Source organism: Vibrio tapetis subsp. tapetis (assembly GCF_900233005.1).
GTDB lineage: Bacteria > Pseudomonadota > Gammaproteobacteria > Enterobacterales > Vibrionaceae > Vibrio > Vibrio tapetis.
The window spans coordinates 1,770,351-1,796,544 of record NZ_LT960612.1 but is presented as its reverse complement, the minus strand read 5'-3'; the positions used below and the strand labels follow the sequence as shown (position 1 = coordinate 1,796,544).

Here is a 26,194-nt window from a genome sequence, read left to right as displayed (position 1 = left end):
AAACATAGGTAGAATCATCCATGATCAAAGTTGCGCTGATTGACGATCATATGATCGTGCGCTCTGGGTTTGCCCAGCTATTGTCGTTGGAATCCGATATTGATGTAGTCGGAGAGTATGGTAGCGCTAAAGAAGCGAGGGCGGGTCTGCCTATAACGCTGCCTATGGTGTGTATCGTCGATATTTCTATGCCCGACGAAAGTGGGTTGGATCTTCTTAAAGACATACCGTCTTCCATTGCGTGCGTCATGCTCAGTGTTCACGATACGGCGGCCATGGTAGAAAAAGCGCTTGAGGCTGGCGCTAAAGGTTACCTTAGCAAGCGTTGTAGTCCAGACGAGTTGATACAAGCTGTGCGCACCGCTTCAGCTGGAGGATGCTATTTAACGCCCGATGTTGCTTTAAAGCTGGCGTCTGGTGGAAGAGAGGCTGGTTGCTTGAATAAGCTCACCAAACGTGAACGTCAGATTGGTGAAATGCTCGCATCAGGCTTAGATGTAAAATCGGTCGCGTTGGAACTGGGTTTAAGCCACAAAACGGTACACGTGCACCGCGCTAACGCGATGGACAAACTCAACGTCAAAAATAATGTGGGTCTATGTAAGCATTTTCAAGGTGATGGCATCTGATGCGAAACTATGTAGTGATGTCACTTTGCGGTTGGTTCCTTATGCTAACCAGCTGGTTTTGTCTTTGGGTCATCGGCTACTACTTTGTCATGGATGCAGAGCTTGCGATTTTACTGTTTCCGTTTGCGCTCCGACTCGGAGTTAGTCTACATGCCCCGAAAAAATATTGGCCTGCTGTGTACAGCGCTGAGTGGTTTTTAACGATATCATTGGCGATTCTTTTGGATCAGCCTCAGTGGCTTACGGTGCTGGCAGCCAGTGTTGCGAGTATCCCTGTCATTTGGTACGCCCAGAAATACAACGCAGGTACTCAGTGGCGCCGTTTAAGCACCATGGCGGGGGTGATTGTTTTTACCGCATTGCTCAATACCGCTTTTATAGCAAGTCATGGTCATCCGATCGGGCTTGTGTTCTTAGTCAGCATAACCGGGGGCCTAATGTTGGTGCCGAGTTGTTATCTGGTGTGGAGCTATCTTTTCCAAAGTACTTGGATACCACTCACCGCGAATCTTGTCTCTCGGCACATTGAGTTTCGAACCCGGCATGTATTTCTCTATGCCGTCTTGTTCGTGCTGAGTATCGCATTGCAAGTTGGATTACCTGAAGAGCTTCGTCGTTTTGCGCCATTTTGTTTGGCGATCCCCATTATTCTATTGGCGTTTCGATATGGTTGGCAAGGCGCGTTACTCGGAACGCTATTGAATAGTGTTGCGTTGATCGCAGCAAGAAGTGGGGTTTCAAATATGGAAGTCACGGATCTATTGCTGTCACTTTCTGCCCAGAGTTTAACTGGGATTCTGCTCGGAATAGGGATTCAAAGACAACGAGATTTGAATGTACAGTTACGTGATGAGTTAAGCCGAAATCAAAACCTATCACGACAATTGATCAAAGCGGAAGAGTCTGTAAGAAAAGACATTGCTAGAGAGCTGCATGATGAAATTGGACAAAATATTACCGCGATTAGAACACAAGCGAGCATCATAAAACGAGTGGAAAGAACCAATATGGGGGAACGCTGTGCTGACCTCATCGAGAGCTTATCATTAAATGTCTATGATACGACTAAAGGGCTACTTACAAAGCTTAGGCCAAAAACGCTGGATGACTTTGGCTTACGCGAAGCGGTGGAACAGTTAGTAAGAGATCTCGAGTTTGAGGAGCATGGAATGCGAGTAACGACGGTTTGGCTTCCCGATGACTCAAATTTATTACTTAATCACGGGAAGATAACCGAGCTTAGTGATGCGACAAACGTGACAGTGTATCGTATTTGTCAGGAAGCGCTCAATAATGTCGTTAAGTACTCAAAAGCAACCGAGGTCAGCATCCGTGTTGATGTGGACGATTGGGTGAAACTGTCCATCATTGATAACGGTGTAGGGTTTAAGCCGCAGGATAACCTTAAAGGCTTTGGCTTGCGTGGAATTCGAGAAAGGGTGCAGGCGCTAGGCGGGCAAATAGAATTGCAAAGTGCGTGTTGTGAACAGACTGAAGGTTCGATCTCCTCTTCTGAATTAAGTGGCACTCATTTGTCTGTCCTGTTACCAATTTTATAGGTTCTCTGATGCTCGGTTTTCTTAAATCTTCTCCCATCGTACAACATGATTACTCTCGTGAAGAGGTCGGTAAACAGTACGCTTATTGGCGTTTCCACATAATGTTAACCATGTATTTAGGCTACGCTGTTTTCTACTTAACACGTAAAAGCTTTAATTATGCTATGCCCGCAATGATTGCCGATCTGGGGTTGGATAAAGCAGACATTGGCCTGATAGGAACTCTATTTTATATTACTTACGGTTTCTCTAAGTTTTTCTCTGGGATCATCTCGGATCGCTCAAACCCTCGTTATTTTATGGGGGTTGGTCTCATCGCCACGGGGATCATCAACGTCGTCTTTGGTTTATCGAGTTCCGTCGTAATGTTCACTGGGCTCTGGGTGCTCAATGCATGGTTTCAAGGGTGGGGCTGGCCTTCCTGTTCTAAGTTACTAACCACCTGGTATTCGCGTTCGGAAAGGGGTTTTTGGTGGGCATTGTGGAATACAGCCCACAATGTCGGCGGGGCGATCATTCCGTTGCTCATAGGGTACCTTACGTTACATTATAGTTGGCGGCATGGATTTGTCGTGACCGGAGGCTTAGGCGTACTGGTTGGTCTGTACTTGTGTTGGCGTTTAAGAGATAAGCCAACCAGTATGGGGCTACCAACCGTTGGTCGTTGGCGGCATGATCACTTAGAGCTCGCACAAGAAAATGAAGGGCTCGGCATGAGTTCTAAAGAAATTTTACGCAAGTATGTGTTACGCAATAAATACATATGGCTGCTGGCCTTTAGTTATGTGTTGGTCTACATAGTACGCACCGCAATAAATGACTGGGGAAATTTATACTTAACAGAGCAACATCATTACGATTTGATTCGTGCGAATGGCGCTTTATCTTTGTTCGAAATTGGTGGGTTCGTTGGGTCACTAGTGGCGGGTTGGGGATCAGATAAATTATTTGGTGGCAACCGAGGGCCAATGAATCTCATTTTTGCCATGGGAATATTTTTGTCGGTTGCAGCGCTTTGGTTAATGCCCATTACGGGTTTTGTTTTTCACGCGGCGGCACTATTTTCGGTCGGTTTTTTCGTTTTTGGCCCGCAGATGTTAATTGGCATGGCGGCGGCTGAATGTTCTCACAAAGATTCGGTCGGGGCGGCCACCGGGTTTGTCGGCCTATTTGCTTATATGGGGGCTGCGCTAGCAGGATATCCTTTAGCCTTGATCATGGAGCAATATCAGTGGAATGGGTTCTTTATTGTTATCGCATCGGCTTCAGCTGTCGTGGGTTTGTTATTGCTACCATTTTTGAAAGCGCAAACGCCCAATGACACACTCAAAACCTTCTAGCCAACCATACCGTTAATCGTGGGGTTGGCTCGAATGCTAATCGGTTCAGGTTGCGCCAAATGATAACCTTGGAACATATCTATTTTAAGTTGAACCATTTGTTCAAACTGCTCTCTGGTTTCGATACCCTCAATAACCGTTTTTGCTCCAACTTCAGCTGCAACCTTCAATGCTGAATTTAGGGGGGCAACAAGACCGTTCATAAAAGCGGTCAAAATTCCGCGGTCAATTTTGACGATTTCTGGGTTCAATAGGGTAACGCGTTCTTTATTTGAGGCGTTACTGCCATAGTCGTCAACGGCAATAGCGCAGCCACTTTTCTCTATGACGGTCTTTACTCGGGAGAGTAACACTTTATCTTTGACTTCGAGTTCAACAAACTCCATCACGATTTGGTTACTTTGAAGATCTAGTGCTTCAAGGTGTTCACGTATCTCGGAGCTCTTATGAACGTCCAATTGATTAAACTTCGGATCAGGCAGTATGTTAAGAAATAGCTTTTTATCGCTGTATTCGGACTGCGCAAAGTTAAGGATATGGATTGCACGGCTGAGTGCTTCAATTGAGGTTTTTAGTTCATTTGAGTAAAGATCAGTATGAAAAAAATCGTCTGGGCGTATCGTTCTTCCATCTTCAGATTGAATTCTCAATAATGCTTCTAAGCCGATAATATTTTCATCAGCTGTGAATATGGGTTGGAAAACACTTCTGAGCATTAAACCGGAAAAGCGAGCGTAATGCTCGCCATCACTTTTCCGTAGGATGCAATTATTAATCTTATTAATGCTTGATAGAATCATGGTTATTTACGAAAATCAAAGATTGAATTATAAAACGAATTTGGGTGGCAATTTTGACTTGAATCATTTATTTGTCAAGTGTTTGCGGGTTCTTATTTTTATATTTACAAAATCAATGGCTTACGTTGTTTTCTTGATATATAAAAAATAATAATCACAAGGTAATATATATAAATTAAGCATGTTAATTTAATGTCTAATAATAGATTGTTTCTGAATATGTAGCGAGGCTTATTTTCGTTTTAAGCTCTTTAGATCTGTTTAATTTAATATGCATAATTAATAAAACAATAACTTAGCCCTGCCATTCAATTATTGAGTAAAGTTGAATGTATTTTTTTACCGAGTTTTTGCTTTGTGGTTTGAGCAGAGGATGGCTGTACTTTATGTAACAGGGAGTGAGATCAAAGTGCCGTTCTAAATCGGTACGTAAGCTTGCAGCACATTCAGAATGGTTGATACCTTGCTGTATATAAAGGTGATTGTCGTCAGGGATAGATTCATTCCACCAAGAAAATAGCTCGCGGCTCGCTTTATTGCGACTGAACCAGTGATCGCTGATGACCACGAGTAAATCATTAGGTTGAATCGAATATCCGTATTCCGCTTGCCACAGGTTAATATCTTCTAAAATATTTTTTCTGCAGCTCTTACTTGCATTAATTAAATGATGGCTATGCACCCATACCGTTCCGAGCTCGGAGCTCACACGGAAATGACTTGGCTGGGTTTCCCCATGACCACTATCTATGGCTTCAAAGTAATTCCGATGATCAAAGTGAGTAAATTGGCTCGACATTCTACGTGCAAAAGCGAGACCTAAATGATGATTACTCATGCCTTTATTATGTACGGTAGGGTAATGGCTTTGACACAACAACAAACAATCGGTTTGAAAGGCGTTCAATCCTTGAATGACCAGATCTTTTAACAAAAGGTGTTCTCCTGTGATAGCGTCTTTGCTATCAATCAGTTAATTGTAGTTTATAGCAGTAATAAGTTGACGATAATCAGCCCGCGGAAGAGAACGCTGGTTGAAGGCTCAACCGAATAACAATAGTAGATTGAGCTAAATAAGACTGAGAGCTGTACCCAATTATATAAAGGTTTGCTTCGATTCTGTTACTTAACTCAAAGACAATGAAGCTTAGTGCGATCAACATCAATATACAGAGTATCAAAGTGTTAACCTCGAGCTAGAGTCATTTTTATTGAACTTGTGCTGATGTAAACTCAGTTAACGTTTTCAATATGTGCTGTTTACGCTTGGAGCTTAGTATGTCGAATATAAAAATTGAATCGAAACGGAAAAACGAGTTAGTCATTGAATTACAAGCTTATTTACAGGACGAGCTAGATTTGGAGGTAGGTCAGTTTGATGCTGACTTCCTTTTGGACTTTATGGTTAAGAAGATTGGCCCCGCGATTTATAATCAAGCATTGAACGATGCGTTGAAGGTGTTCGAGAGTAAAATGATGGACGTCAGCGATGGTATTTACGAAATAGAAAAAGATGAATAAATAGCAATAAAATACAGTGATTTAGCTTGTTTTTTGCGTATTTGATATGACTCTTTACACTGTAAATTATGTACTAATCAAAAAGTTCAATTTAACTCGTTCGAAAAATTCGAATGAGTCAGTCAACATTCCCATCTTTTTACCATGGCCATTATGGGAAATAATTCTCATCAACATCTTTAGTTGTAACAAAGTTGCTACATCTCGGAAAAGGGAACGTTATGAACGCAAAATCTGAAATTAAACATTACTCAGCGCTTTCACGCTTTTTTCACTGGATTTCTGCGTTAACAGTGTTTGGTTTGTTTGGTGTCGGTTTGTGGATGGTCGATCTGACTTATTACAGTGAATGGTACAAAACAGCGCCTCACTGGCATAAGTCGATTGGTATTTTGTTGGCGTTTTTAACGTTAGCTCGTGTTATTTGGAAAAATTTGTCTGCGTCACCTAAGGTTGAAGGCAAGCCATTGGAAATTCTGGCAGCAAAATGGGTGCATCTTGCTATGTATGCTCTTTTGTTTGTTATGTTCTTTTCTGGTTACTTGATCTCGACAGCAGACGGACGCGGAATCGAGGTATTTGGTTGGTTTGCAGTACCAAGCATGGGTGAGTTATTTGAAAATCAGCCAGATATTGCCGGAAACATTCATTATTACAGCGCCTTAACACTCATTGGTTTGGCCGCATTACATGGAATCGCAGCGTTAAAACATCACTTTGTCGACAAAGACGAAACGCTACGAAAAATGATAGGAGAAAGGAAATGAAAAAAACACTACTTACACTAGGCTTAGCGGTTTCTGCTCTGCTTCCGTTACATGCTTCGGCTGCGGATTATAAGATTGATACTAGTGGCGCTCACGCTTCAATCAACTTTAAGGTAAGCCACTTAGGTTATAGTTTTATCAAAGGTCGATTCAATACTTTTGATGGTGACTTTTCATATGATGAAAATAACGTTGCGGCCTCGTCTATTAAAGTTAACGTTGATACTCGCAGTTTAGACTCCAATCATTCAGAGCGTGATAAACACATTCGCAGCGGTGACTTTATTAATGCTAGTAAATTTTCTACGGCAACGTTTGAAAGTACTGAAGTCGTAGACAAGGGTAAAGGGATGCTGGAAGTAAAGGGTAACCTTAACTTGCACGGCGTAACCAAACCGATTGTTATTGAAGCTTCGTTTATTGGTGAAGGCAAAGACCCGTGGGGCGGATATCGCGCCGGTTTTGTTGGCTCAACTCGATTAGAACTTGCCGACTTTAATATTCCAGTGATGGGTTCATCAAGCTACGTTGACATGGAAATGCACGTGGAAGGTATCCGTAAGTAAGACATTAGCGAGATGTTTATAGGACACATTCACTGCCCAGCTGTCTGACTAAAAAGCTAATTAAAAAAGTCGCTCTAACACCCATTGGTGTCAGAGCGACTTTTCTATTTGGGGCTTCTAAGCTTTATTAGTTCTTATGAATTGTTCGCCCTTATGAAGTAGCAGTGCTTATGAAGTAATAGCACTTATGCAATTTCTAACGCTGGCTGGTTTACGTTAGCATCGGCTTTTTCACCATAAACAGAACGAAGTGCACGCATCACGTCAATTCGAGTTACTGTACCAATAAACGTATCGCCTTCTAATACTGGGTAAGACTTTGGCTTCGTATTCTTAAGGCTCTTCGCACGTTCTTCTAATGACAAGGTATTAAAGCTCGTCGCGATGCCCGTATCTGTTGTTGGGTAAAGCTGGTCTTTGTCTAAACAGATATACTCTGCGATGTTGACTAATGAATCATTCGCATCAATAGCCACCACGTCGCGAGACATTAAATCGACCACTTTTTGGCCCTTTACTGGAATGTAGTCTTGGCACCAGAGTTCAACGAGTACGTCATGAAGAGAGAAGAAACCGACCAAGCGACCGCTCTTATCAGTCACCGCCGCACCATTAAGGTTTTGTCCTACTAACGAGTCAACTGCTAGCTCAGTTGGCATGTCAGCTTGTAGCGAAAAAGCAGGAGCGTTGATAAGCGTTTTAACTGTAGTGTTAGTGTTCATAGTAATTTCCTTAATTGACGACGTTGTTAGAGTTGTTGTGATTGCTTTTAAGTTAGCGGCTTTAATTTGTGGGCGGCTGTAAATGGACCAGTTTGCAAGGCCAACCAATACGGCGCCGCCAACGATGTTGCCAAGGGTGACAGGGATTAGGTTTGCGGAAACAAACTGGCCCCAATTTAAATCGGCATACTGTGCAGGTGTTGCGCCGACTTGAACCCAAAATTCAGGTGAAGCGAACGTTTGAATGCTGATGCCCAGTGGCACCATGAACATGTTTGCTACACAGTGCTCAAATCCACTACTGACAAACATGGCGACGGGAAGAATCAGCATGGCGGACTTAGTCATTGCGTTAGTCGCACTAAATGAAAGCCAAATTGCCAGACAAACCAGTAGGTTACATAACACACCCAGAGAAAATGCCTGTAATGGCGTGTGGTGTAATTTATGCTGTGCAATATTTAGAGCGTTTAATCCCCACTGACCATGATCTAATTGGTAAAGACCCGCACCAGTCACCAAGGCAAGGAGTAAAATTGCCCCGATAAAGTTACCGACATAAACTTTGCCCCATATTGACAGCATCTTTTTGACATTGATTTGCTTGTTAGCCAATGCGATGGCTGATAGCACCGAACTGGTAAAAAGTTCACCGCCACCAATAACAATGAGAATAAGGCCAAGGCTGAATGCGATACCACCGACAAGACGGCTAATTCCCCATCCAACAGCAGAACTCCCCGTTGTCACTGTTATATAGAACAAAAAAGCAATGCCGATGAATGCGCCAGCCATAATGGCAAGGCTGATGGTCATGCTTGTCGATTTGCTGGTTTTGCTCAGTGCAAACTTTTCAGCTTCTCCCATCATTTCGTATGGGGCGATGAAAGGTTTGAATTGTGAGTTAGACGCGGACATGTTTGCTCCCCTGACTCAAGTACATAAATATCTCCTTTATAGAATGAGCCTGCATAATTGGTTTACTTTTCTTATGTAAGGTGTTGCTTAGGTTTTGCGGCTCAAATTCAGAATACGCAGGATCGACCTAAGAGAAAAATTGATTATTTTAAAGAACAGCATCAGTTTTATTGATAAGTAAAAAAAACAAGGTAAAATAAGTTTCATATTAAATTTTGTGGTTCTTGTGTGGGTAGACGATGAGATATTCCTTGAAACAACTTGCCGTATTTGATTCCGTCGCAGATTCAGGCAGTGTGAGCCAAGCTGCTGATAAACTTGCGTTAACACAATCAGCTACCAGTATGTCTCTCGCTCAATTGGAAAAAATGTTAGGCCGGCCTCTGTTTGAGAGACAAGGTAAGCGTATGACATTAACCCATTGGGGAGTGTGGCTAAGACCAAAAGCTAAGAAGCTGCTACAAGATGCACAACAAATTGAAATGGGGTTCTACGATCAGCATTTGTTGAGTGGAGAAATCAGAATTTGTGCCAGCCAAACACCTGCCGAGCATTTGGTTCCTGACCTTATCAGTATTATTGATAATGATTTTCCGGAAATGAGAATTTCTTTAAATGTGGAAAGCACTTCGAAGGTCATAGAAGATGTCGTAGATTATAAATATGATATTGGCATTATCGAAGGTCGCTGTGACGACAACCGTTTGAATCAAGAAGAGTGGTGTCGTGACCACCTAACCGTTGTGGCGGCTGCTCATCACCCGTTTGCACAACGTGAAAGGGTCAGCTTAGCGCAACTAGAGCAGGCCAAATGGGTATTGAGAGAGCAGGGGTCTGGTACTCGAACAGTGTTTGACAGCAACATCAATAATCTTATTTCCGATCTCGATGTTTGGCGTGAATACGAACACGTTCCGGTCTTACGTAGCATGGTTGCAAATGGGTCATACCTGAGCTGTTTACCTTTTCTGGATGTTGAAAAGTTCATTGCTAGTGGTGAATTGGTTGAACTTAACGTACCTGAACTGAAAATGGATCGAACTCTGTCATTCATATGGCGCGCAGATATGGTTGAAAATCCATTAGCTGACTGTATAAAAAGAGAAGGATTAAGAATGATGAAAGGTCGTATGAATAATTTGCGTCGCTAGTTTTAACCTGTATATCCATAAAGCTTGTATTTCGATGGAGCCAGCCTTGTGCTGGTTTTGTCATTTATTAATTGGAACTTCGATAACCTGCAGGGTTGTTTAAGCGTTTGCGTTCTCAAATCTATGCAAACATAAAGTATCAATTACTCTTATGTGTGATTTGCGTCTCGGTATGAGTCGCTCCTAACGCTATTATCTCGTTTTGAATCGTTATCGAGAACATCGTATGAGTGTACTTTTAGCCATTGCAATTACCACTGGTATCCTTTCTGGAATATGGGGATGGGTTGCAGTTTCATTTGGGTTGATCAGTTGGGCAGGCTTTCTTGGCTGTACGAGCTATTTTGCTTCGCCAAATGATGGTCTAAAAGGGCTATCCATTAGCATGCTAACAAATTTGTCTGGTGTATTTTGGGCAATGGTGATCATTGAAGGCTCTTCTTTTGTCTCTCTTGATATATTGGGTTACGTCATTACTGCATTGGTCGCATTTTTCATGTGCATACAAGCGAAGCAGGCATGGCTTGGCTACATTCCTGGTACTTTTATCGGTTCGTGCGCTACTTTCGCGGCAGACGCAAATTGGCAGTTAGTTATTCCATCATTACTTGTGGGGGGCTTGTTTGGCTACCTGATGAAGGCGAGCGGTTTGTACGTTCATAAATGGGTGACGGAATCAGACGTTTCTGTGATGTCAGATGCCAAAGAAATCAAACCGAAAGTCACTCAATAAACTCCTGCGATAATTGATGGTCATCTAGGCCATCAATTATTTTGATAGTGCCTTAATCCTATATATTTTATCTGCCTATCTGCCTATCTGCCTATCTGCTTATCTGATTGCCTCAAACTTATGTATTTCCGTTTGCCATGTTGACGACACGCTTTAGCGTCCAGCGAATCAAAATTGGTACCGCTTCCTGCCCTTGTTGTTCGCAGTGGCTGACAATAGCGAGTGCCAAATCTGGCTTCGCGTATTTTTTAAGTGCCTTTGCGATGACTTTCTTAGCCGGAATGGGATGATCAAGTGGTATACGAACAAGCTCCCGGAAAAACGGTTCAAAACCGTGCGTATACAAAAAATGTTCGATATCTCTATCGGGTAATTCGGTTAAACGGTGCCTCTCTTGATCGTTGCCTAGTATCGTACGGACGGTATGAGAATATTTCTTGCCAGCTGGGTCACCATCGGTAACGACGTGCCAATCGATCGATAAGGCCTGCGCAACTTTGAGTAAGGATTTAAGGCCTGATTGAGCAAATTCAATGATTTGGACCCCTTCGGCTGCGAGATTGTAACCACATAAACGAGCAAGCTCGTTAAACAGCCATACCTCAGTTTCTCCTTCGACTAATAGCCAGCAACGAGCAAATAACGCGCTAGAGCGATGAAATCGTATGTGAAAGCCAATTCTACGAAGTTCATCATCACCGAATTTTTTAGGGGGAATAGAGAATGCCACTGTTTTATCGGATTGACGTGTTAACCGCCTAATGGAAGATAAGGGCACGGCGCCTAATAAATCACCGCTGTTAGTGGTTAGTATTTTTTGCATGGGAAGCAATTGAAAAATACTCCATGCTCGAATTAGGTGGGTTGGGTGTAGTCTCCCTTCAGGATCTTCTATGATCAAAATCGGACGTGCACAGCGTCTTAGATCATAAGGGCCTTTGGCTTGTATAAACGCACTGAGCAACCCCATCAGTAAGAGGCGAGTTTGTTTATTATTGCCTTTCTCTGCCATTTGGCTGAGCGCATTTTTATTGGTATTGGAGCTACCGAAGAAAATTCGGTCCCTTTGTCTACGAGGGTTACTGCGAGATTGTCCGTTCACCGTAAAGTAATGTTCAACCAGGTTTTGCATTGAGAGCAAACTGCTGCGCATCTCACCTTTATTGACATGACCGGGGCTTGCAAACAGACGTCTAGTCGTGTTTTCTATGCGTTTCTCAGCCCGAGAGTTGTTGATCTCTTTGAGTTCGTCTCGGTTTTGGCGTCGTGCATCTCGTAATCGTATTACCGGATGAAGAGCCATTAATTCTTCTGCAAATTTGTGGCAGTGGTGCAAGGGGAGAGGTGTTCCGTTTTGATCCAGAAAAACGTATTTGGTTGTGACTTTATGGTCGATTCTGGTGGCACTTAAGCGGTAGATAATACGTTTAACACCGTCTTCATCTTGTGTCCATACGGGCTTAATTTTTCGATATCGCCCGGCTAGTTCTTCGTTATCATTACTCGTGCGCCAGCTCAATACTATCTGCAGATGCTGCGACTGAGGTTGTGACGCGGAGTAGTCTACGTGAAAATCTTGAATAACGAACTGATATGGAATGCAATTGCTTGGGAGCGCTACACTTAGCGCATCGAGTAAGGACGACTTGCCCCATGTATTCTCACCGACCAAGGTCGTGAGCTCATCGAAGCCAAGAGAAAGTCTTCTGATACCTCTGAAGCCTGAAATTTCAATACGCTCTAACTGCATATAACAACCTCCGTATATTACTAAGCATATATGAGTCTGGGTAACTTGAGCGGTTTCTTGATCACAGTTATTAAATAACAGGTACTTAGAAGTAAATAAGACGAAGTTTTTGGTTGTTTATTGTACAGATTATGCCATTCAACTACGACGCATAGAGGCGACATCAAGTGATGAATAGCGTGGGCTAGGTTGAGCATTGATTGTATTTGAGGGAAAAGCGAGGAGCGGGAGTGTCATTTAACTGTCACGAAATGTGACCTATGATAAACTAACAATGAAATCAGAATGATAAATAATATAAAAAGAAAAAAATACTATGAATAAAATCAACAAACCTGCCGCGCTAACGCTCGCGCATATTAACGACACCCACTCCTATTTTGAACCAAGTACGATGCAGCTCCACTTGTGTGTCAACGGCAAGCAAGTGTCACCGTTTGTCAGTGTGGGCGGCTTTGCTCGTATCGCTCATCGAATCGAACAATTAAGAAACCAAACCAAGCAAGCGAATAGAAAATTTGTGTTTTTGCACGCTGGCGATTGTTTTCAAGGGACATTGTATTTTTCGCTATTCAAAGGCGAAGCCAACGCTGAAATGCTTAATGCGATTAAGCCTGATGCGATGGTAATAGGAAATCACGAACTGGATATGGGGAATGAACCTGTTGCTGATTTTCTCGATAGAGTTGAGTTCCCAATGCTTGCAAGTAACTGGGATCTGTCTGCTGAGCAGTCTCATAAAAAGAATCCGTTGTCGACCAAGGCGAATTTACACAGTTATCAAGCCGACAATGGCGTGGGTAGCTGGTTAACGATTGATGTCGACGGTGAGCCTGTTGCACTATTCGGTTTGTCTTTAGATAAAATGGCAGCAATTTCTAACCCAGATAGCGATACACCGTTTCTTAATGCAACGATGGTCGCCGAGCAAACAGTACAGGCTATTCACAAGGCTGGCATTAATAAAATCATTCTTCTAAGTCATCTTGGTTATGATGACGATCAACAACTAGCAAAAGCGATTGATGGTATCAGTTTAATTGTTGGTGGCCATTCTCATCAGTTACAAGGCGATTTCACTGAGCTGGGGTTTCCGATGCAAGATGCGTATGGCATTACAGTGAACGAGACTCGAATTGTGCAAGCCGGGTGTTATGCTCAGTTTATGGGGCACTGCGAAATTGATTTTGACAAAGACGGCAAGGTAACGCGCTTTGAAGGACGTAACGAATTACTCGTTGGTCGTAGGTTGGGCATGGATGCAAGCTTAGATGAGCTGGTGGACGATCATCTTTATGAACAAATCCAACAGCAAATTTATGCACACCCTAACGTGGTGCGCTGTACCAAAGATGCCGCTGTAAAAGCGATTCTCGATAATAAATACCGCCCTCGAGTGAATGAAATTAAATCGCAAATAATCGGATATTCACCGGTCAATTTAAGGCACGTTCGCATACCCGACGAAGAGGGACCCAGCCAGCTAGGCCCACTGGTCGCTGAGTCGTTTGTCAAAATGATGAATAAATCGGACTACAATGTTGAATTTTCAGTTCACAATGCGGGCGGAATTCGCAACTCACTGTCAGCCGGTAACATTACGGTCGATGACATAGCAGGTAAAATCTTGCCGTTTGCCATTCCGGTGGGTTACTACGATATTCGAGGTCTCGACTTACAGCAGATGTTGGAAGGTGCGATTAACAATGCGACGGGAAACGGCGTTGATGGTACGGGCTCAGGCAGTTACCCTTATACTCATAATCTTCGTTTTCAATATCGGCCAGATGCACCGATGGGTGAAAGAGTTACCGACCTCTCGATCCTACAAAGCGGAGTCTGGAATGCTGTACAAAGTGATAGCCTATACCGTGGTTGTTCTACGGCTTACACAATGAAGGGAAAAGAAGGGTACTTTGCCATTTTGAATATGGAAGGGGAAGGAACCACGACGTACTCGATGGCGGACTGTTTTATCGACCTATTACGCAGTACGCCTGATCTATTCGAACGAGAGCCCATCCCTTGGCAGCACTCAAAGTAAACGGTGCTTAACATTGTGGGAAAATACGCCTTAAACTAGATGAATAAATTGGTACGAATATTGCTATATTAACAATGAGAGATGATTCGAAATCGATAGGTTGCCGTTGGTGACCTATTTTGGAAATCACGAATTGTTGGAGGATGCCATGTGGAGTACTGATTTACTCGATACGGTTATGGTTGTAGCTTGGGTTTTTGCGTGGTCAGCACTAGTGTATTTTGTGCCGTTGACAGGCTTATGATACTCAGTTCAATCAGAATAAAAAAAGGAGCAATTAAGCTCCTTTTTTGTTTGCCCAGCGAAGCTGGCAAACCCATTAGGCTGAAAGAAGCCTAAATCACCCTGATTGAGGGGAAGATAATCCGAATCGCAAGGGCGTTGCTGGCCAACGGCAGGGTTTGAAGGAAGCGATAGGAAGTTAACAGTACACAACGAAAGTGAACCTGATTCGGCAATTTAGGTGGGTAAGCGTGCAAAATAGCGTGAAGCCCGATACTCAATCAGACCTAGATTGTGCTTGAGGGTGGCATTGTTAACAGGGAGCCAGTGCAGTAACTGGGGAAGCCTGACACCACATCCGAGCAACGTCGGAAGCATAAACTCAAGGCGAGAGCCAAGATCTATGTTGGTGCGAGGTGGCAGATGAATCCGTAGTAGTGAGTAAAGCTCGGCCGGTGAAGCCCAGTAATGGTGTGGAGGATAAAACTGAGCTGACCATCAGTAACACGTCTGATGGGACAACATTTTGCCAAAAGCAATCTGGTGTTGCGAAGGGATGAAGTACATTTTAAGTCTGTGATGAGCAGATGTTTTTTTTTCAGTGGTATACAAGTTGATTAGCTATCGAGGTATTCCGTCTCGGTCTTTGTGAAAGCAAAGCACTGAAGCGAGAAACCGTACAAGGGAGTAACTCTGACTCACTCTAGTAAATTGCCATTGAGCTAGAAGGCTAGAGAGTGGAGTGAAATACACCAACACTGTGAGAGAGCATTTGTCCCCACACGGCACACAATCTAAAGGAAAAAGTTGAGAGTTTACTACAGTTTATATGGTCACTTGCTCCACAAAGAGCGACTCTATAAAGGATTTAAAAAAGTGTGGAAAGCGAAAGGCGCGGCCGGAATAGATAGGCAGAGCCTAAGCGACTACGCCCAAAATCTGAGTGATAACCTAGATCAACTTCTTCTGGAACTCAAAACCAAGCGATACACCCCTCAACCCGTCAGACGGGTAGAAATACCGAAAGATGATGGTGGGGTGCGATTACTTGGGATCCCAACAGTACGGGATAGAGTTGTCCAACAAGCTCTAAATGATCTATTAACCCCAATCTTCGAAGAGCAGTTTCACCCATCCAGCTTTGGGTATAGACCGAATCGAAGTTGTCACGATGCTATAAACAAAGCGACGATGTTCATCCGTCGATACGGAATGCAACACGTCGTAGATATGGACTTATCGAAGTGCTTCGATAAGCTCGACCACGAGCTTATTCTAAAAAGCATTAAGAAACGAGTCACAGACAGTAGCGTACTGGAGCTCATCAAACAGTTCCTGAAAAGTGGCGTAATGGTTGATGGAGAGTGGCAGCATACCGAGATAGGTAGTCCGCAAGGTGGAGTAATAAGCCCACTGATAGCGAACATCTATCTGGATGCGTTTGATCAAGAGATGCGAAAGCGAGGACATCGAATAGTCCGTTATGCCGACGACATACTGATCTTCTGTCGCAGCCGTAAAGGTGCAGAAAATGCGCAAGTACAGGCAACGAAGGTCCTGGAAAAACAGCTCAAGTTAACGGTGAACGAAACCAAATCACACATAGCGCACAGCGGCGAAGGTGTGAAATTCCTTGGAATAGAAATCGGTAGCCATTATAGCCGTATTCAGCCAAAGAAAATGTCGACGTTCAAAGGAAAGTTGAAGCGAGTGACAAGACGCAATGGCGGTAAGCCATTGTTAGAAGTCATTAAACAACTGAATCCACTTCTGAGAGGGTTCAGCCAGTACTTTCGAATAGCGAATGCCAACAGGGAGTTTAAGAAACTGGCCGCGTGGTTAAGGCGAAGACTTCGCAGCGTCCAATTACGATTATGGAAAAAAACCGACCCGACTCCACCGCAGGCTAAGACAGCTAGGTTACGAAGGGTCATTCAGGTATATCTGTATGGATAGTTGGAGAAATGCTGCGAGTCCATTAGCCAGTTACTCGATGCCAAATCAATGGTTTAACGACCTTGGATTAGTGAATCTTGAACACGTTAGGACAGGATATGTGTTCAGCCATTATGCTGAATGGAAATGTGCATGAGCCGTATACGAGGTCCGTACGTACGGTTCTGTGAGAGGGATGAGGCGGAGACGCCTCACCCTACTCGATGTTGCGCGTAATAAATGTTATCCAGAAATTGGATAGATTACTTAAATTGCGCTTTACGCATACGGTTAAGTGCTGCCATAACATCCAGCGTTCTTGGTTTAGCAATATCGCCATGGTTTGGCATGTTTACGTACCACTGATCAGAGTCTAAAAGAGCAGCAACGTCTTGTGCTGGTTCGTTTAGCCAGCCTGTCATTTGTGCCATCTGGAACCAAACCCAACCAATTGCGTTGATCTCGTTTGCCGATTCAAGCTGTTCCAAAACAGATATATCGACTTGCTCTTTACCAAAGCGTAATCCATCTTTGCCTTTCGCATTCACGCGGAACTTACCATCAGCTAATATGGCTTGCAAACAACCAGGATTAAACTGACGCGGAGCGAAGGTATTCAGTGTTTCGCTTGCTTCTTGCAGGCGTTGCGAAGGATGTTGAGCAATGACTTGTTTTGCTTTTTCAGTGACGTCTACCGCTTGATAATCATGCATTTGAATCACAGTATCGGCAACGTCTAAATAGTCACCAGACCCTCCCATAACAATCACGGTCGAGATACTCAGTTCATCACGTAATTGACCAATTCGATCAACTAATGGCGTAATAGGTTCATCACCTTTAGACACCAACGCTTGCATACGCTCATCACGGATCATAAAGTTCGTCGCAGACGTATCTTCATCAATGAGAAGGCTGTTAGCGCCAGCCTCTAGAGATTCTTGTAACCAAGCGGCTTGTGATGTTGAGCCAGACGCATCTTGTGTAGAAAAATCTTCAGTATCGCGACCTTGTGGAAGGTGGTTGATGTAATTTGATAGATTAAGATTGTGAACACAACGACCGTCTTCAGCACGGATCTTCATCGCACTTACATTACTGACAATAAGTTCGCGGCCATCACCTGGAATATGGTTGTAAATAGAGCGTTCAATTGCATTCAATAATGTCGATTTACCGTGGAAGCCACCACCAACAATTAGAGTGATGCCTTTTGGAATGCCTAAGCCACGAACAGTGCCTGAGTTGGGAGTCGTTAATCCAACAGCCAAAGAGTCCGGAGACTGAAACGCGACGGCTTCTTTCATCGGTAGGTCACTGTTACCAGCAAAACGCGGTAAAATACTGCCGTCTCCAATAAAAGAAACTAAGTTATGTTCGTCTAATTGGGCACGAAGTGCGACTTGATCTTCAATGGCTTCACAGTGTTTCTTTAGTGCAGCAATATCAAGCTCGCGTTCTATCGTGGCTTTGCGGATGAACTTAGGTAAATGGAACGACAGTACGTTGATGGCACGTTTGCCCAATATGGTGCGACCATCTGCCGGTAAGTCGACACGAAAACGAAGTTCAATACCATGCTCCGTGAATAGCACGCAGGTCTGATCCAACACTGTTTGGCCACTTAACGACATGAACACACTGTTTTCTTGATTCGCAAAATGACAAAAAGCGCGAGCAATAAAGTCTCTAGCGGCAATTTGATAAGCAGGGGATGTGTCTTTTAGCCAATCTAACCCAGTTAAAGACCATGCACGAGTGGCTCTAAGACGAGAGGCTGGGGCATAAGGGTCGGCTTGAGTAGTATCTATGTGAAGATCAAAATCGCCAAAATCATAACTTCCTTTGATTTGTTGATAGGCGCGATAATTCTGTTTTTCCAATTTTTTGAGAGTTGCGATCAATAGATCCATAGGGCACTACTTTTACTTAGATAGGAAGTTGGGCGAAGATTATAGAAAACCCGCGCCCTATAAGCAAAATATAGTTACTCTAATTCATTAATAACAGGCGATTTCAGCTATGTGGAACCGTTATAGTTTCTAGAAATTAAGCTTTGTTCGAAAACTTGGCAATTCATTGGCTTGCCGTACAAGTAACCTTGCCCGTAATCACAACCTTCATCTAGGATGAATTGTTCCTGTTCAGCAGTTTCAATGCCTTCCATTACGACTTTTAGGTGAAGCTTTTTGGCGACATTAATGATCGAGCGAACGATCTCTCTGTCTTGCGAGCTCCGAGTGATCTGAATGATGAAGCTTTTGTCGATTTTAATGCAATCAAATGGGTACTTTTTAAGATAGCTAAAGGACGAATACCCCGTACCAAAATCGTCCAAAGATAGGGTGATTCCCAGCTGATGCAACGCATGTAAGGTATTTCCAGCCAAGAACTCGTCAGCAATTAAGCTAGACTCTGTGACTTCGATTTCCAGATAGCGTGGGGGCAAGTGGTATGTTTCAAGTAGGTGTTCGACCTGCTCAACAAAATGTACGTCGCGTAATTGCATGGCTGATACATTCACCGCTATTTTGAAATTTTTGACGTATTGGGTCCATTCGCTGGCTCTTTCGATTGCCGTTCGCAACACATAATTGCCAACTTCAAAAATCAATCCGTTTTGTTCAGCCAGCTGTATCAACGAATCGTTAGAAACTTGCCCCAAAACCGGGTGATTCCAACGCAATAATGCTTCAGCACCAAGCCACTTACCACTCTTAGGCGAAACTTTGGGTTGAAAGTAGAGCATTAAATCGTTACTTCTCACCGCTTCTAATAAGTAGCTCTCGAGTTGATTGGTAGAGGGCGAAGTCGCATTGGTGTTGGCATAGAAAGCGTATTTTTTACCCGTGTCGCGGCAAGCGATCATGGCTTCCCCTGCGTGTTTGAGCATTTCGTCAGGGTTAGTGCTATCTGAGGAGGTAGCCACACCAACAAACGCATGTAAGTGCAGCGGTTCATCGCCAACAAAAAAATCTGAATGGCTGATATCAACCAATTTTTTGCATACTTGCTCGATGTCTGTTTCATTAGGGTCTAGCTCTAGGGCTATCACCAAGTCAATCGTGGATGTACGTGCTGTGATCGACTGTCTTGCTTTTATAGGGCCGACTCTATTGCGATATTCACGCAGTACATTGTCAAAGACATCGTAACCAAATTTGTTTTGAAGCCGTCGTCCGTTTGTAAAACCAACATGAACAAAAACCAGAGATGAATGGTGATGTTGAATGCGCTCAAATATTGGAGCAGTTTCTTGTATCAGGGCATTACGGTTGATGAACCCGGTTCCCGAATCATGCGTTTTTTGATAGGCGACTTTTTGCTCGGCTTCTTTTCGCTTTTCAATTTCTGCACATAAGGAGAAATTAAGGTTAGCAAGGTCTTCAGTTCGGCTTTTTACCCGAAGTTTTAAGTCTTTATTTGAGCGATGCAAAATAGCATGCTGATACAAAAGAGCGAGTTGAGATTCAATCGATATGCGGAAAGATTCAAGTAACTCACGAAATGTCGACTCGAAGTGGTTTTCTTGTCTGTCGAGCATGCAAATCGTGCCAAAGCAATCGCCATTTGGCCAATTAATTGGAATCCCATAGTAGGCAATCATGCCCAGTTTGATGTCAGGATTATTGTTCCAGTTTGGATCTTTTAAGGCATTTGGCACGCAAAGAGGCGCGTTACTTTCGATGACGGATTCACAATATAAGCCGTTACCTAAAGTTTCGCTATTGCCACTTTTGTAGGGGGATTCGGGCGATTGATTACCAACTAAAACCTCTATGCTTTCAGCATGAATTCGCATAATCAAGGCAGAGGGAACATTTGAAAGTGTTGCAATTAGATCGACAATATTTTGCCATCCATTCAGCATATATTGAGGTACTTCGATGGTGCTTGTTACTACTTTTGGCATGCATTATTGTTCCTTTGATCGGTATGACTCTTCGTCCCTGAAGAGCGCATGGGTTCGAACATTTACCATTGCTGAGGTGTTTATAATGAAGGGTTTGAAGAATTTACTCTGAACATCAAACCGCTCTAAACAAATCGAAACCCATTACCAGTTTCAATGATTTCTTAAGTATAAGACTCGGATGGACAGAACAACAACGCTAAGTTCAATTAAATTGCGAGGAATAGAGAAATGTTGCAACTTTGATACTGTGCACAGCAAAAGTGTGTAAAAACTGCACAGTATCTGGGCTAAAAATTAAGGTTGTAGCTCTTTGAGTACCTCAAACGGCACGGGGGTTGTATAGTTGACACCTTCAAGCCCAAAACCGTTAAGGGCCATGAAATCATCTTTATAGCCCTGATAGTCGCCAATTTGAGCGAAATTATTCGCGTTCATGTCGTCCATTAGTACTTTAACTTTATGCTGCGTATCTGCATCAAGTTCTAGCTCATCAATGCGAATTAGGCGCTCTGCATCAACAGGCGTTCGGCCGTCGGAATACAGTTTGTCACGAAATAAACGTTGCATTTGCTCTATACAACCTTCGTGTGTTCCTTTTTCTTTCATTACTTTGAAGAGAGCAAGGATATAGGGTGTAAAAGCGGGAATAAATACGCTAGCCTTCGTCACTAGTGCTTTACAGACACTGGCATAGGCACCACCACCAAACTGGGCGAGTTTAAGATTCAACGCATGGCTTGTTTGGTGTAAGTCAATTTTGGCTTGGCCTAGTGTACCGTCTAAGTAGATAGCGTGGGTCTTTTCGGAACCGATGTAAGAAAAAGCCACCGTTTTGCAGCCATGTGCGATGGATTCTTCATTGATAAGAGTGTCGATCCAGCTTTCCCAATCTTCGCCTCCCATCACCTTAATCGTTGCATCTAATTCTTGTTGAGATGCTGGAGATATATGGGATTCAACCCAAGTATCGGTATCTAGTAGGACCGTCGCACCAGACACGTCTTTATCAACAGGCTTGATGGTGGATTGCCAAAAGTCTTCACTATCTGGCTTAGGGCGAAACCCTGCTGCAAGGCTGTATATGACTAAATCAACTTCACCTTCAAAGTACGTTTCAATGGCTTCAATAACGCGAGTTCGGGTGTCCGCAGCAAAGGCGTCCCCAACAATGTTAATGGCGGTGTGGCCTGCTTTTTCGGCTTCCTGTTTGAAAAATATGTTGTTATACCAACCCGCAGAACCGGTTCCTTTTTCGGATGGCCCTTTTTCAGATGATACGCCAATTGTATCGGCGTTTGCGCCGCCAAACGTAAGCGCTATGCGGGATGCCAACCCAAACCCCGACGACGCGCCAATAATAAGAACGCGCTTGGGGCGTGTTGTAATAGGCTTGGCTTGTTTTACGAATTCGATTTGTTGTTTAATTGCAGCATGGCAGCCAAATGGATGTGCAGAGCGGGCGACCACTCCTTTAATTACGGGCTCAATAAGCATAAAACTCAGTCCTTTCGCCAATACGATTTCGCTTTTTGGTTAATATGAAATTAACAGTGATCCAAAAAAAGCCGAAGATCGTATCTATTTAATCGGTACATAACGTTACCCAAGCATATACGCTGAAATATTTTGATGCCTTGAGCTAGAACAGTTAACTTGCTGTTTTTATGAATGGTAAAATTTGTTCACCGATGTAGTTAGCTATCCATGGCTGAGCCTCCGCTTTAGGGTGTAGGCCATCGCTCATCATCCATTCAGGTTTTGTAATGACATGTTCGAGAAAGAATGGAATCAGAGGCACCTCAAATTGTTCGGCCAGTGTCGGATAAAGGTTATTGAATAATTGGTTATATCGCTTGCCGTAATTAGGTGGAATTCGTATTTGCATAAGAATGACCTCAGCGCCACCGTCTTGGCTTTTCGTGATAAGAGAAGCGAGGTTGTTTTGAATGCGTGCTGGTGGGAAGCCGCGAAGGCCATCGTTGGCACCAAGTTCAATGATCACCCAGTTAGGTTTATGTAATTCAAGTAGTGTGGTTATTCTTGCGAGGCCATTACCCGTTGTGTCACCGGAAACAGAAGCGTTTATTATTCTGGTGTTAAGGTTTTGTTCATCTAACTGCTGCGATAATAGATGAGGCCACGCCTGTTGAGGTTTCATTTGATACCCTGCACTGAGGCTGTCGCCCAATACTAGTATCGTATTTTCATTGGTAGTTGCTTGCGCAGTTGATACATTAATGAATATAAAAAAACAAAAAGTCAGTACCGAAAGGAATCGAATCATGAGCACGTCCGTTATTAAAGCCAAATCAATCGCTAAACATGTTACGACTAATCAGGATCGTTTAACAATCCTTGAAGGCGTAAATTTGGATGTTAAAAAGGGTGAGAGTGTTGCCATCGTCGGTGTGTCTGGGGCGGGTAAGTCGACTTTAATGACGTTATTAGCAGGTTTAGACCTACCAAGTGAAGGTGAAATCTCTCTATTAGGTCAACCTTTAATGGGGTTGGATGACGAAGAGAGAGCTGCGCTGAGAAGTAAATCCATAGGGTTTGTTTTTCAGAGCTTTCTACTTATTCCAACATTAACGGCTTTAGAGAACGTGACCCTACCTTGCCTATTAAGTGGTGAAAGCGAAGATACTGTTAGAGCAGAACAGCTACTGAGCTCGGTTGGCCTTCGAGAGAGGATGGATCATTTACCTACCCAGCTCTCTGGTGGAGAACAGCAACGCGTTGCGTTAGCTCGGGCTTTTATGATCAACCCCGAAATACTGTTTGCAGATGAACCTACCGGGAATCTTGATCAGCATACCGCTGCCAATGTCATAGAACGTCTTTTTGAATTGAACCAACAGCATGGCACAACACTGATTTTAGTCACGCATGATAATGACTTAGCTCAGCGTTGTGATCGAGTGCTGCATATGAATAACGGTGTTTTGGAGGAAGCGAAATGAGACCAAACTCCGGTATCAAACCCTTGTTCATGTGGAGCGTTAAAGAAATCCGACTCGGGCAATTGTGGCCGATCGTTGCGGCATTGACATTGATCGTCGGCAGTATTTTTGCGCTTTCAGCATTGGCAGATAGGCTTGAACAGGTCATTGTTAAGCAAGGAAAAGATGCACTAACGGCGGATAGGGTGTTTGTGTCAGCGAACACATTGTCAGAACCGTTATTAACTCAAGTTGAAAACCAGGGATTTACGTCAACTGAAATGACGCGTTTTACCACAATGGCATTTAGCGACGAAGGTATGCAGCTCATTACGGTTAAAGCGGTAGATGGTCTGTACCCGTTACAAGGTGAAATGGAGCTAGAAAGCCAAAATACGCTGGCGACTCGGGTGCAACCAGGTGAACTTTGGCTTGAGCCAAGAATTATTGAACAACTTAATGCTCGCGAAGGTGACGTGGTCACTATTGGCGATGCCGATTTTACGGTTACCGGAGCCATCAAACAGCAACCTGGTCTTGCTTTTAATCCTTTTCAACAAATGCCGACCGCGTTTATTCATCGCTCGGATATAGATAAAACTGGGGCGATTCAACTCGGTAGCCGTGTTCAGTATCGTTTGTTCCTGCAAGGTGACAAAGCAGGGTTAGATGACCTACAAGAAAACACGCCGTTAACCGCGAGTGATCGTTGGATGTCCGAGGACAATCAAAGCCGGACATCGGATATCTTTAATCGAACAAAGCAATACCTTTCACTAACGGTTGCCATTGTGATCTTAATGGCCGCGACAACCTTGGTGCTCACCAGCCAGCACTATGTAGCCAGTAGACGCAAAACCGTCGCTATGCTTAAAAGCTTAGGTGCTAGTCGTCGATGGATCAGAAAGTGGCTTATTATTCAGGTAGGGCTTCTTTTTAGCATTGGCGCTATTGCAGGACTGGCGTTAGGCAGTGGGTTAGAAGTGCTACTTAGGCTTCCTTTGACCGATTTATTACCTGAACCGCTACCCAGTTATGGTCTCGCACCATATTTAGTGGCATTAGGCAGTTGTCTTGTCGTCGCGGTGCCAGCTCTTGGATTACCGCTCATCAATTTATTACACACACCAGCGATGAGCGTGATGCAAAACAACAACACTTCGCTTGATAAAAAGTGGTTAGGTTTGTTAATCGTTCCAGTCATTCCTTTGCTTTGGGGCTATGGCGACAATATATTCGTGTGGCTTGTCTTTGTTGGAGTTGTCGTCGCATTTTTCTTATTGTCCGGAGCTAGCCTTGTTGTTTTGAAACTCGTGCACCGATTCCCGCTGACGACCTCTATGAAATTAGCGATGAGCCGCATAAGCCGCGATAAAGTTGCAACTGGAGTTCAACTTGGCGCTCTATCTTTATCCTTGATGTTGCTAGCGATTATTTGGTTAGTACGCACAGATCTTCTTCAGGATTGGCAAAACGCGTTACCAGCGGATGCGCCTAACGTTTTTGCGCTCAATATTGCACCCTACGAATCTGAGCAGTATCTAGCAGCCATTGATGCGCAAGGTTTGAATCGCTCTGAGGCTTATCCCATTGTTAGGGGCCGGTTGACGGAAATCAATGGTCAGCCTGCAGAAGATAATGTGGAAGCGGATTCCGAAGAAGAAAACACCGATGCACTGAGTCGTGAATTGAACTTCACATGGGGAGAAAGCTTGCCTGACTATAACGAAGTGCTAGAAGGTCAATGGACCGCCCAAAATGGCGTTTCTGTTGAGTCTGAAGTTGCTAGTGCGCTTGATATCTCTGTTGGTGATGAGCTGACATTCACCATTAATAGCCAAGTGGTCAAGGCAGTTGTGAATACGATTCGACTGGTTGAATGGCGTGAAATGAAGCCTAATTTCTACTTTATTTTTACTCCAGATGCACTAGAGAACATTCCTGCGACTAATCTAGTCAGTTTTAGAGTCGAGCAAGAGAGTCAATTTCTCAATGATCTTGCTAGGCAGTATCCTACTGTAAGTTTGCTGGACGTCAGGAGCATCGGTAGCAAAATTCAAACTCTGCTAGAACAAATTGTATGGGCGGTAACCGTATTGGCTGCACTCGGAGTCGCCGCTGGCGTGATGCTCATTTTTACTTTATTACGACTTAGTTTAAGTCAAAGGCAACAAGAGTTTCGTCTTTATCGTACTTTGGGGGCATCTAAAGCACGGATCACTCGGACCATCTGGTTTGAGTATGGGGCTATTGCCTTGATTGCCGGCATCGTCGCAAGTATTGGTTCTGAGGCCAGTGTCGCGAGTATCATGCATTGGGGGTTTGAACTCTCTACAGGATTGCATCCTTGGTTGTGGTTATCCCTACCTATGCTTTCCTTTTTAACATTAGCAATCGTACTTAACACACTGATTAAACGTCTATTAATCCCTGTGAACAAAGATGCGTAAGCTCTATTGTGAATATCTTTTGCGAGTTATCCACAAAAACGGTGGATAAATATTTGGATAACTTTTTTCAAAAAAACGCTGGACAGGCTTACAAGCCCGATAGGGCGGATGTTATGGCAATTGGGTTATTCACACGCAGTAAAAAATTGGTTTTTTCAGCAATGCGTCAAGTGTTTTTTGATATTATTTTGTGAAAATTATAAATATTAAAGACACAATAAAAATGCGATTT

The 26,194-nt window shown here is 43.6% G+C and carries 19 protein-coding genes and 1 pseudogene; 12 read left to right on the top strand and 8 right to left on the bottom strand.

The window, feature by feature from the left end:
- Positions 1-20 precede the first annotated feature (20 nt).
- From uhpA to uhpC, 3 genes are read left to right on the top strand one after another with little or no spacing between them, the layout of a single operon-like run.
- Positions 21-629 (top strand): response regulator transcription factor UhpA, encoded by a 609-nt coding sequence (gene uhpA, locus VTAP4600_RS25050; RefSeq protein ID WP_102525388.1) that lies wholly within the window; start codon positions 21-23, stop codon positions 627-629.
- Positions 629-2,188, top strand: a complete 1,560-nt coding sequence (uhpB, locus tag VTAP4600_RS25045) for a signal transduction histidine-protein kinase/phosphatase UhpB (RefSeq protein ID WP_102525387.1) — start codon at positions 629-631, stop codon at positions 2,186-2,188. Before uhpA ends, uhpB begins: the two co-directional genes overlap by 1 nt.
- An 8-nt stretch (positions 2,189-2,196) precedes the next feature.
- Positions 2,197-3,528, top strand: a complete 1,332-nt coding sequence (uhpC, locus tag VTAP4600_RS25040) for an MFS transporter (protein WP_102525386.1) — start codon at positions 2,197-2,199, stop codon at positions 3,526-3,528.
- On the opposite strand, the gene VTAP4600_RS25035 is transcribed toward uhpC, so the two are convergent.
- Positions 3,525-4,328, bottom strand: coding sequence for an EAL domain-containing protein (locus tag VTAP4600_RS25035; protein ID WP_102525385.1), 804 nt, complete (start codon positions 4,326-4,328; stop codon positions 3,525-3,527). The genes uhpC and VTAP4600_RS25035 overlap by 4 nt on opposite strands.
- A gap of 295 nt (positions 4,329-4,623) precedes the next feature.
- On the bottom strand, positions 4,624-5,262 hold the full coding sequence (locus VTAP4600_RS25030) for a hypothetical protein (protein WP_102525384.1): 639 nt from the start codon (positions 5,260-5,262) through the stop codon (positions 4,624-4,626).
- Between the two features lie 344 nt (positions 5,263-5,606).
- Here VTAP4600_RS25030 and VTAP4600_RS25025 point away from each other — a divergent pair, with 344 nt between their 5' ends.
- The 3 genes from VTAP4600_RS25025 to VTAP4600_RS25015 all read left to right on the top strand — a co-directional run bounded on the left by VTAP4600_RS25025 (position 5,607) and on the right by VTAP4600_RS25015 (position 7,182).
- Positions 5,607-5,849, top strand: a complete 243-nt coding sequence (locus VTAP4600_RS25025) for a DUF2164 domain-containing protein (protein ID WP_102525383.1) — start codon at positions 5,607-5,609, stop codon at positions 5,847-5,849.
- 221 nt (positions 5,850-6,070) lie between these two features.
- Entirely contained in the window at positions 6,071-6,616 is a 546-nt protein-coding gene (locus tag VTAP4600_RS25020; protein ID WP_102525382.1) for a cytochrome b, read from the top strand.
- The gene (locus VTAP4600_RS25015) at positions 6,613-7,182 is read left to right on the top strand and encodes a YceI family protein (protein ID WP_102525381.1); all 570 of its coding nucleotides are present in this window, start codon (positions 6,613-6,615) and stop codon (positions 7,180-7,182) included. Before VTAP4600_RS25020 ends, VTAP4600_RS25015 begins: the two co-directional genes overlap by 4 nt.
- Before the next feature lie 185 nt (positions 7,183-7,367).
- Here VTAP4600_RS25015 and focA read toward each other — a convergent pair whose 3' ends face one another.
- On the bottom strand, positions 7,368-8,822 hold the full coding sequence (gene focA / locus VTAP4600_RS25010; protein WP_102525380.1) for a formate transporter FocA: 1,455 nt from the start codon (positions 8,820-8,822) through the stop codon (positions 7,368-7,370).
- A 239-nt stretch (positions 8,823-9,061) separates the two neighbouring features.
- Here focA and VTAP4600_RS25005 point away from each other — a divergent pair, with 239 nt between their 5' ends.
- A complete protein-coding gene (locus VTAP4600_RS25005; RefSeq protein WP_102525379.1) occupies positions 9,062-9,973 on the top strand; it encodes a LysR substrate-binding domain-containing protein in 912 nt (303 codons plus the stop codon).
- Positions 9,974-10,199: 226 nt separating this feature from the next.
- Positions 10,200-10,706, top strand: a complete 507-nt coding sequence (locus VTAP4600_RS25000; protein ID WP_102525378.1) for a DUF1097 domain-containing protein — start codon at positions 10,200-10,202, stop codon at positions 10,704-10,706.
- A gap of 118 nt (positions 10,707-10,824) precedes the next feature.
- Here the strand turns inward: VTAP4600_RS25000 and VTAP4600_RS24995 are convergent, their stop codons facing one another.
- Positions 10,825-12,456, bottom strand: a complete 1,632-nt coding sequence (locus VTAP4600_RS24995) for an ATP-dependent endonuclease (protein ID WP_102525377.1) — start codon at positions 12,454-12,456, stop codon at positions 10,825-10,827.
- Between the two features lie 316 nt (positions 12,457-12,772).
- On the opposite strand from VTAP4600_RS24995, the gene VTAP4600_RS24990 reads away from it, so the two are divergent.
- On the top strand, positions 12,773-14,500 hold the full coding sequence (locus tag VTAP4600_RS24990) for a bifunctional metallophosphatase/5'-nucleotidase (RefSeq protein WP_102525376.1): 1,728 nt from the start codon (positions 12,773-12,775) through the stop codon (positions 14,498-14,500).
- 1,029 nt (positions 14,501-15,529) lie between these two features.
- A pseudogene (gene ltrA, locus VTAP4600_RS24985) lies at positions 15,530-16,814 on the top strand (group II intron reverse transcriptase/maturase).
- Positions 16,815-16,920: 106 nt separating this feature from the next.
- Here the strand turns inward: ltrA and VTAP4600_RS24980 are convergent.
- From VTAP4600_RS24980 to VTAP4600_RS24965, 4 genes are all read right to left on the bottom strand, one after another.
- Positions 16,921-18,570, bottom strand: a complete 1,650-nt coding sequence (locus tag VTAP4600_RS24980; protein ID WP_102525375.1) for an ABC-ATPase domain-containing protein — start codon at positions 18,568-18,570, stop codon at positions 16,921-16,923.
- Positions 18,571-18,677: 107 nt separating this feature from the next.
- Positions 18,678-20,570, bottom strand: a complete 1,893-nt coding sequence (locus VTAP4600_RS24975; RefSeq protein ID WP_102525374.1) for a sensor domain-containing phosphodiesterase — start codon at positions 20,568-20,570, stop codon at positions 18,678-18,680.
- A gap of 297 nt (positions 20,571-20,867) precedes the next feature.
- Complete coding sequence (gene fabV, locus VTAP4600_RS24970) at positions 20,868-22,067, bottom strand: enoyl-ACP reductase FabV (protein ID WP_102525373.1); 1,200 nt, start codon at positions 22,065-22,067, stop codon at positions 20,868-20,870.
- 154 nt (positions 22,068-22,221) lie between these two features.
- The gene (locus tag VTAP4600_RS24965) at positions 22,222-22,857 is read right to left on the bottom strand and encodes an arylesterase (RefSeq protein WP_102525372.1); all 636 of its coding nucleotides are present in this window, start codon (positions 22,855-22,857) and stop codon (positions 22,222-22,224) included.
- On the opposite strand from VTAP4600_RS24965, the gene VTAP4600_RS24960 reads away from it, so the two are divergent.
- Complete coding sequence (locus VTAP4600_RS24960) at positions 22,856-23,533, top strand: ABC transporter ATP-binding protein (RefSeq protein ID WP_102525371.1); 678 nt, start codon at positions 22,856-22,858, stop codon at positions 23,531-23,533. The two genes, VTAP4600_RS24965 and VTAP4600_RS24960, sit on opposite strands and share 2 nt — an antisense overlap.
- Positions 23,530-25,962, top strand: a complete 2,433-nt coding sequence (locus tag VTAP4600_RS24955; protein ID WP_102525370.1) for an ABC transporter permease — start codon at positions 23,530-23,532, stop codon at positions 25,960-25,962. The genes VTAP4600_RS24960 and VTAP4600_RS24955 overlap by 4 nt, the downstream gene beginning before the upstream one ends.
- Positions 25,963-26,194 lie beyond the last annotated feature (232 nt).

What these genes read in the sequence shown, in the direction of transcription:
- uhpA (WP_102525388.1), top strand. Translation starts at nt 21, where the DNA reads ATGATCAAAGTTGCGCTGATTGACGATCATATGATCGTGCGCTCTGGG.
- uhpB (WP_102525387.1), top strand. Translation starts at nt 629, where the DNA reads ATGCGAAACTATGTAGTGATGTCACTTTGCGGTTGGTTCCTTATGCTA.
- uhpC (WP_102525386.1), top strand. Translation starts at nt 2,197, where the DNA reads ATGCTCGGTTTTCTTAAATCTTCTCCCATCGTACAACATGATTACTCT.
- VTAP4600_RS25035 (WP_102525385.1), bottom strand. Translation starts at nt 4,328, where the DNA reads ATGATTCTATCAAGCATTAATAAGATTAATAATTGCATCCTACGGAAA.
- VTAP4600_RS25025 (WP_102525383.1), top strand. Translation starts at nt 5,607, where the DNA reads ATGTCGAATATAAAAATTGAATCGAAACGGAAAAACGAGTTAGTCATT.
- VTAP4600_RS25020 (WP_102525382.1), top strand. Translation starts at nt 6,071, where the DNA reads ATGAACGCAAAATCTGAAATTAAACATTACTCAGCGCTTTCACGCTTT.
- VTAP4600_RS25015 (WP_102525381.1), top strand. Translation starts at nt 6,613, where the DNA reads ATGAAAAAAACACTACTTACACTAGGCTTAGCGGTTTCTGCTCTGCTT.
- focA (WP_102525380.1), bottom strand. Translation starts at nt 8,822, where the DNA reads ATGTCCGCGTCTAACTCACAATTCAAACCTTTCATCGCCCCATACGAA.
- VTAP4600_RS25005 (WP_102525379.1), top strand. Translation starts at nt 9,062, where the DNA reads ATGAGATATTCCTTGAAACAACTTGCCGTATTTGATTCCGTCGCAGAT.
- VTAP4600_RS25000 (WP_102525378.1), top strand. Translation starts at nt 10,200, where the DNA reads ATGAGTGTACTTTTAGCCATTGCAATTACCACTGGTATCCTTTCTGGA.
- VTAP4600_RS24995 (WP_102525377.1), bottom strand. Translation starts at nt 12,456, where the DNA reads ATGCAGTTAGAGCGTATTGAAATTTCAGGCTTCAGAGGTATCAGAAGA.
- VTAP4600_RS24990 (WP_102525376.1), top strand. Translation starts at nt 12,773, where the DNA reads ATGAATAAAATCAACAAACCTGCCGCGCTAACGCTCGCGCATATTAAC.
- VTAP4600_RS24980 (WP_102525375.1), bottom strand. Translation starts at nt 18,570, where the DNA reads ATGGATCTATTGATCGCAACTCTCAAAAAATTGGAAAAACAGAATTAT.
- VTAP4600_RS24975 (WP_102525374.1), bottom strand. Translation starts at nt 20,570, where the DNA reads ATGCCAAAAGTAGTAACAAGCACCATCGAAGTACCTCAATATATGCTG.
- fabV (WP_102525373.1), bottom strand. Translation starts at nt 22,067, where the DNA reads ATGCTTATTGAGCCCGTAATTAAAGGAGTGGTCGCCCGCTCTGCACAT.
- VTAP4600_RS24960 (WP_102525371.1), top strand. Translation starts at nt 22,856, where the DNA reads ATGAGCACGTCCGTTATTAAAGCCAAATCAATCGCTAAACATGTTACG.
- VTAP4600_RS24965 (WP_102525372.1), bottom strand. Translation starts at nt 22,857, where the DNA reads ATGATTCGATTCCTTTCGGTACTGACTTTTTGTTTTTTTATATTCATT.
- VTAP4600_RS24955 (WP_102525370.1), top strand. Translation starts at nt 23,530, where the DNA reads ATGAGACCAAACTCCGGTATCAAACCCTTGTTCATGTGGAGCGTTAAA.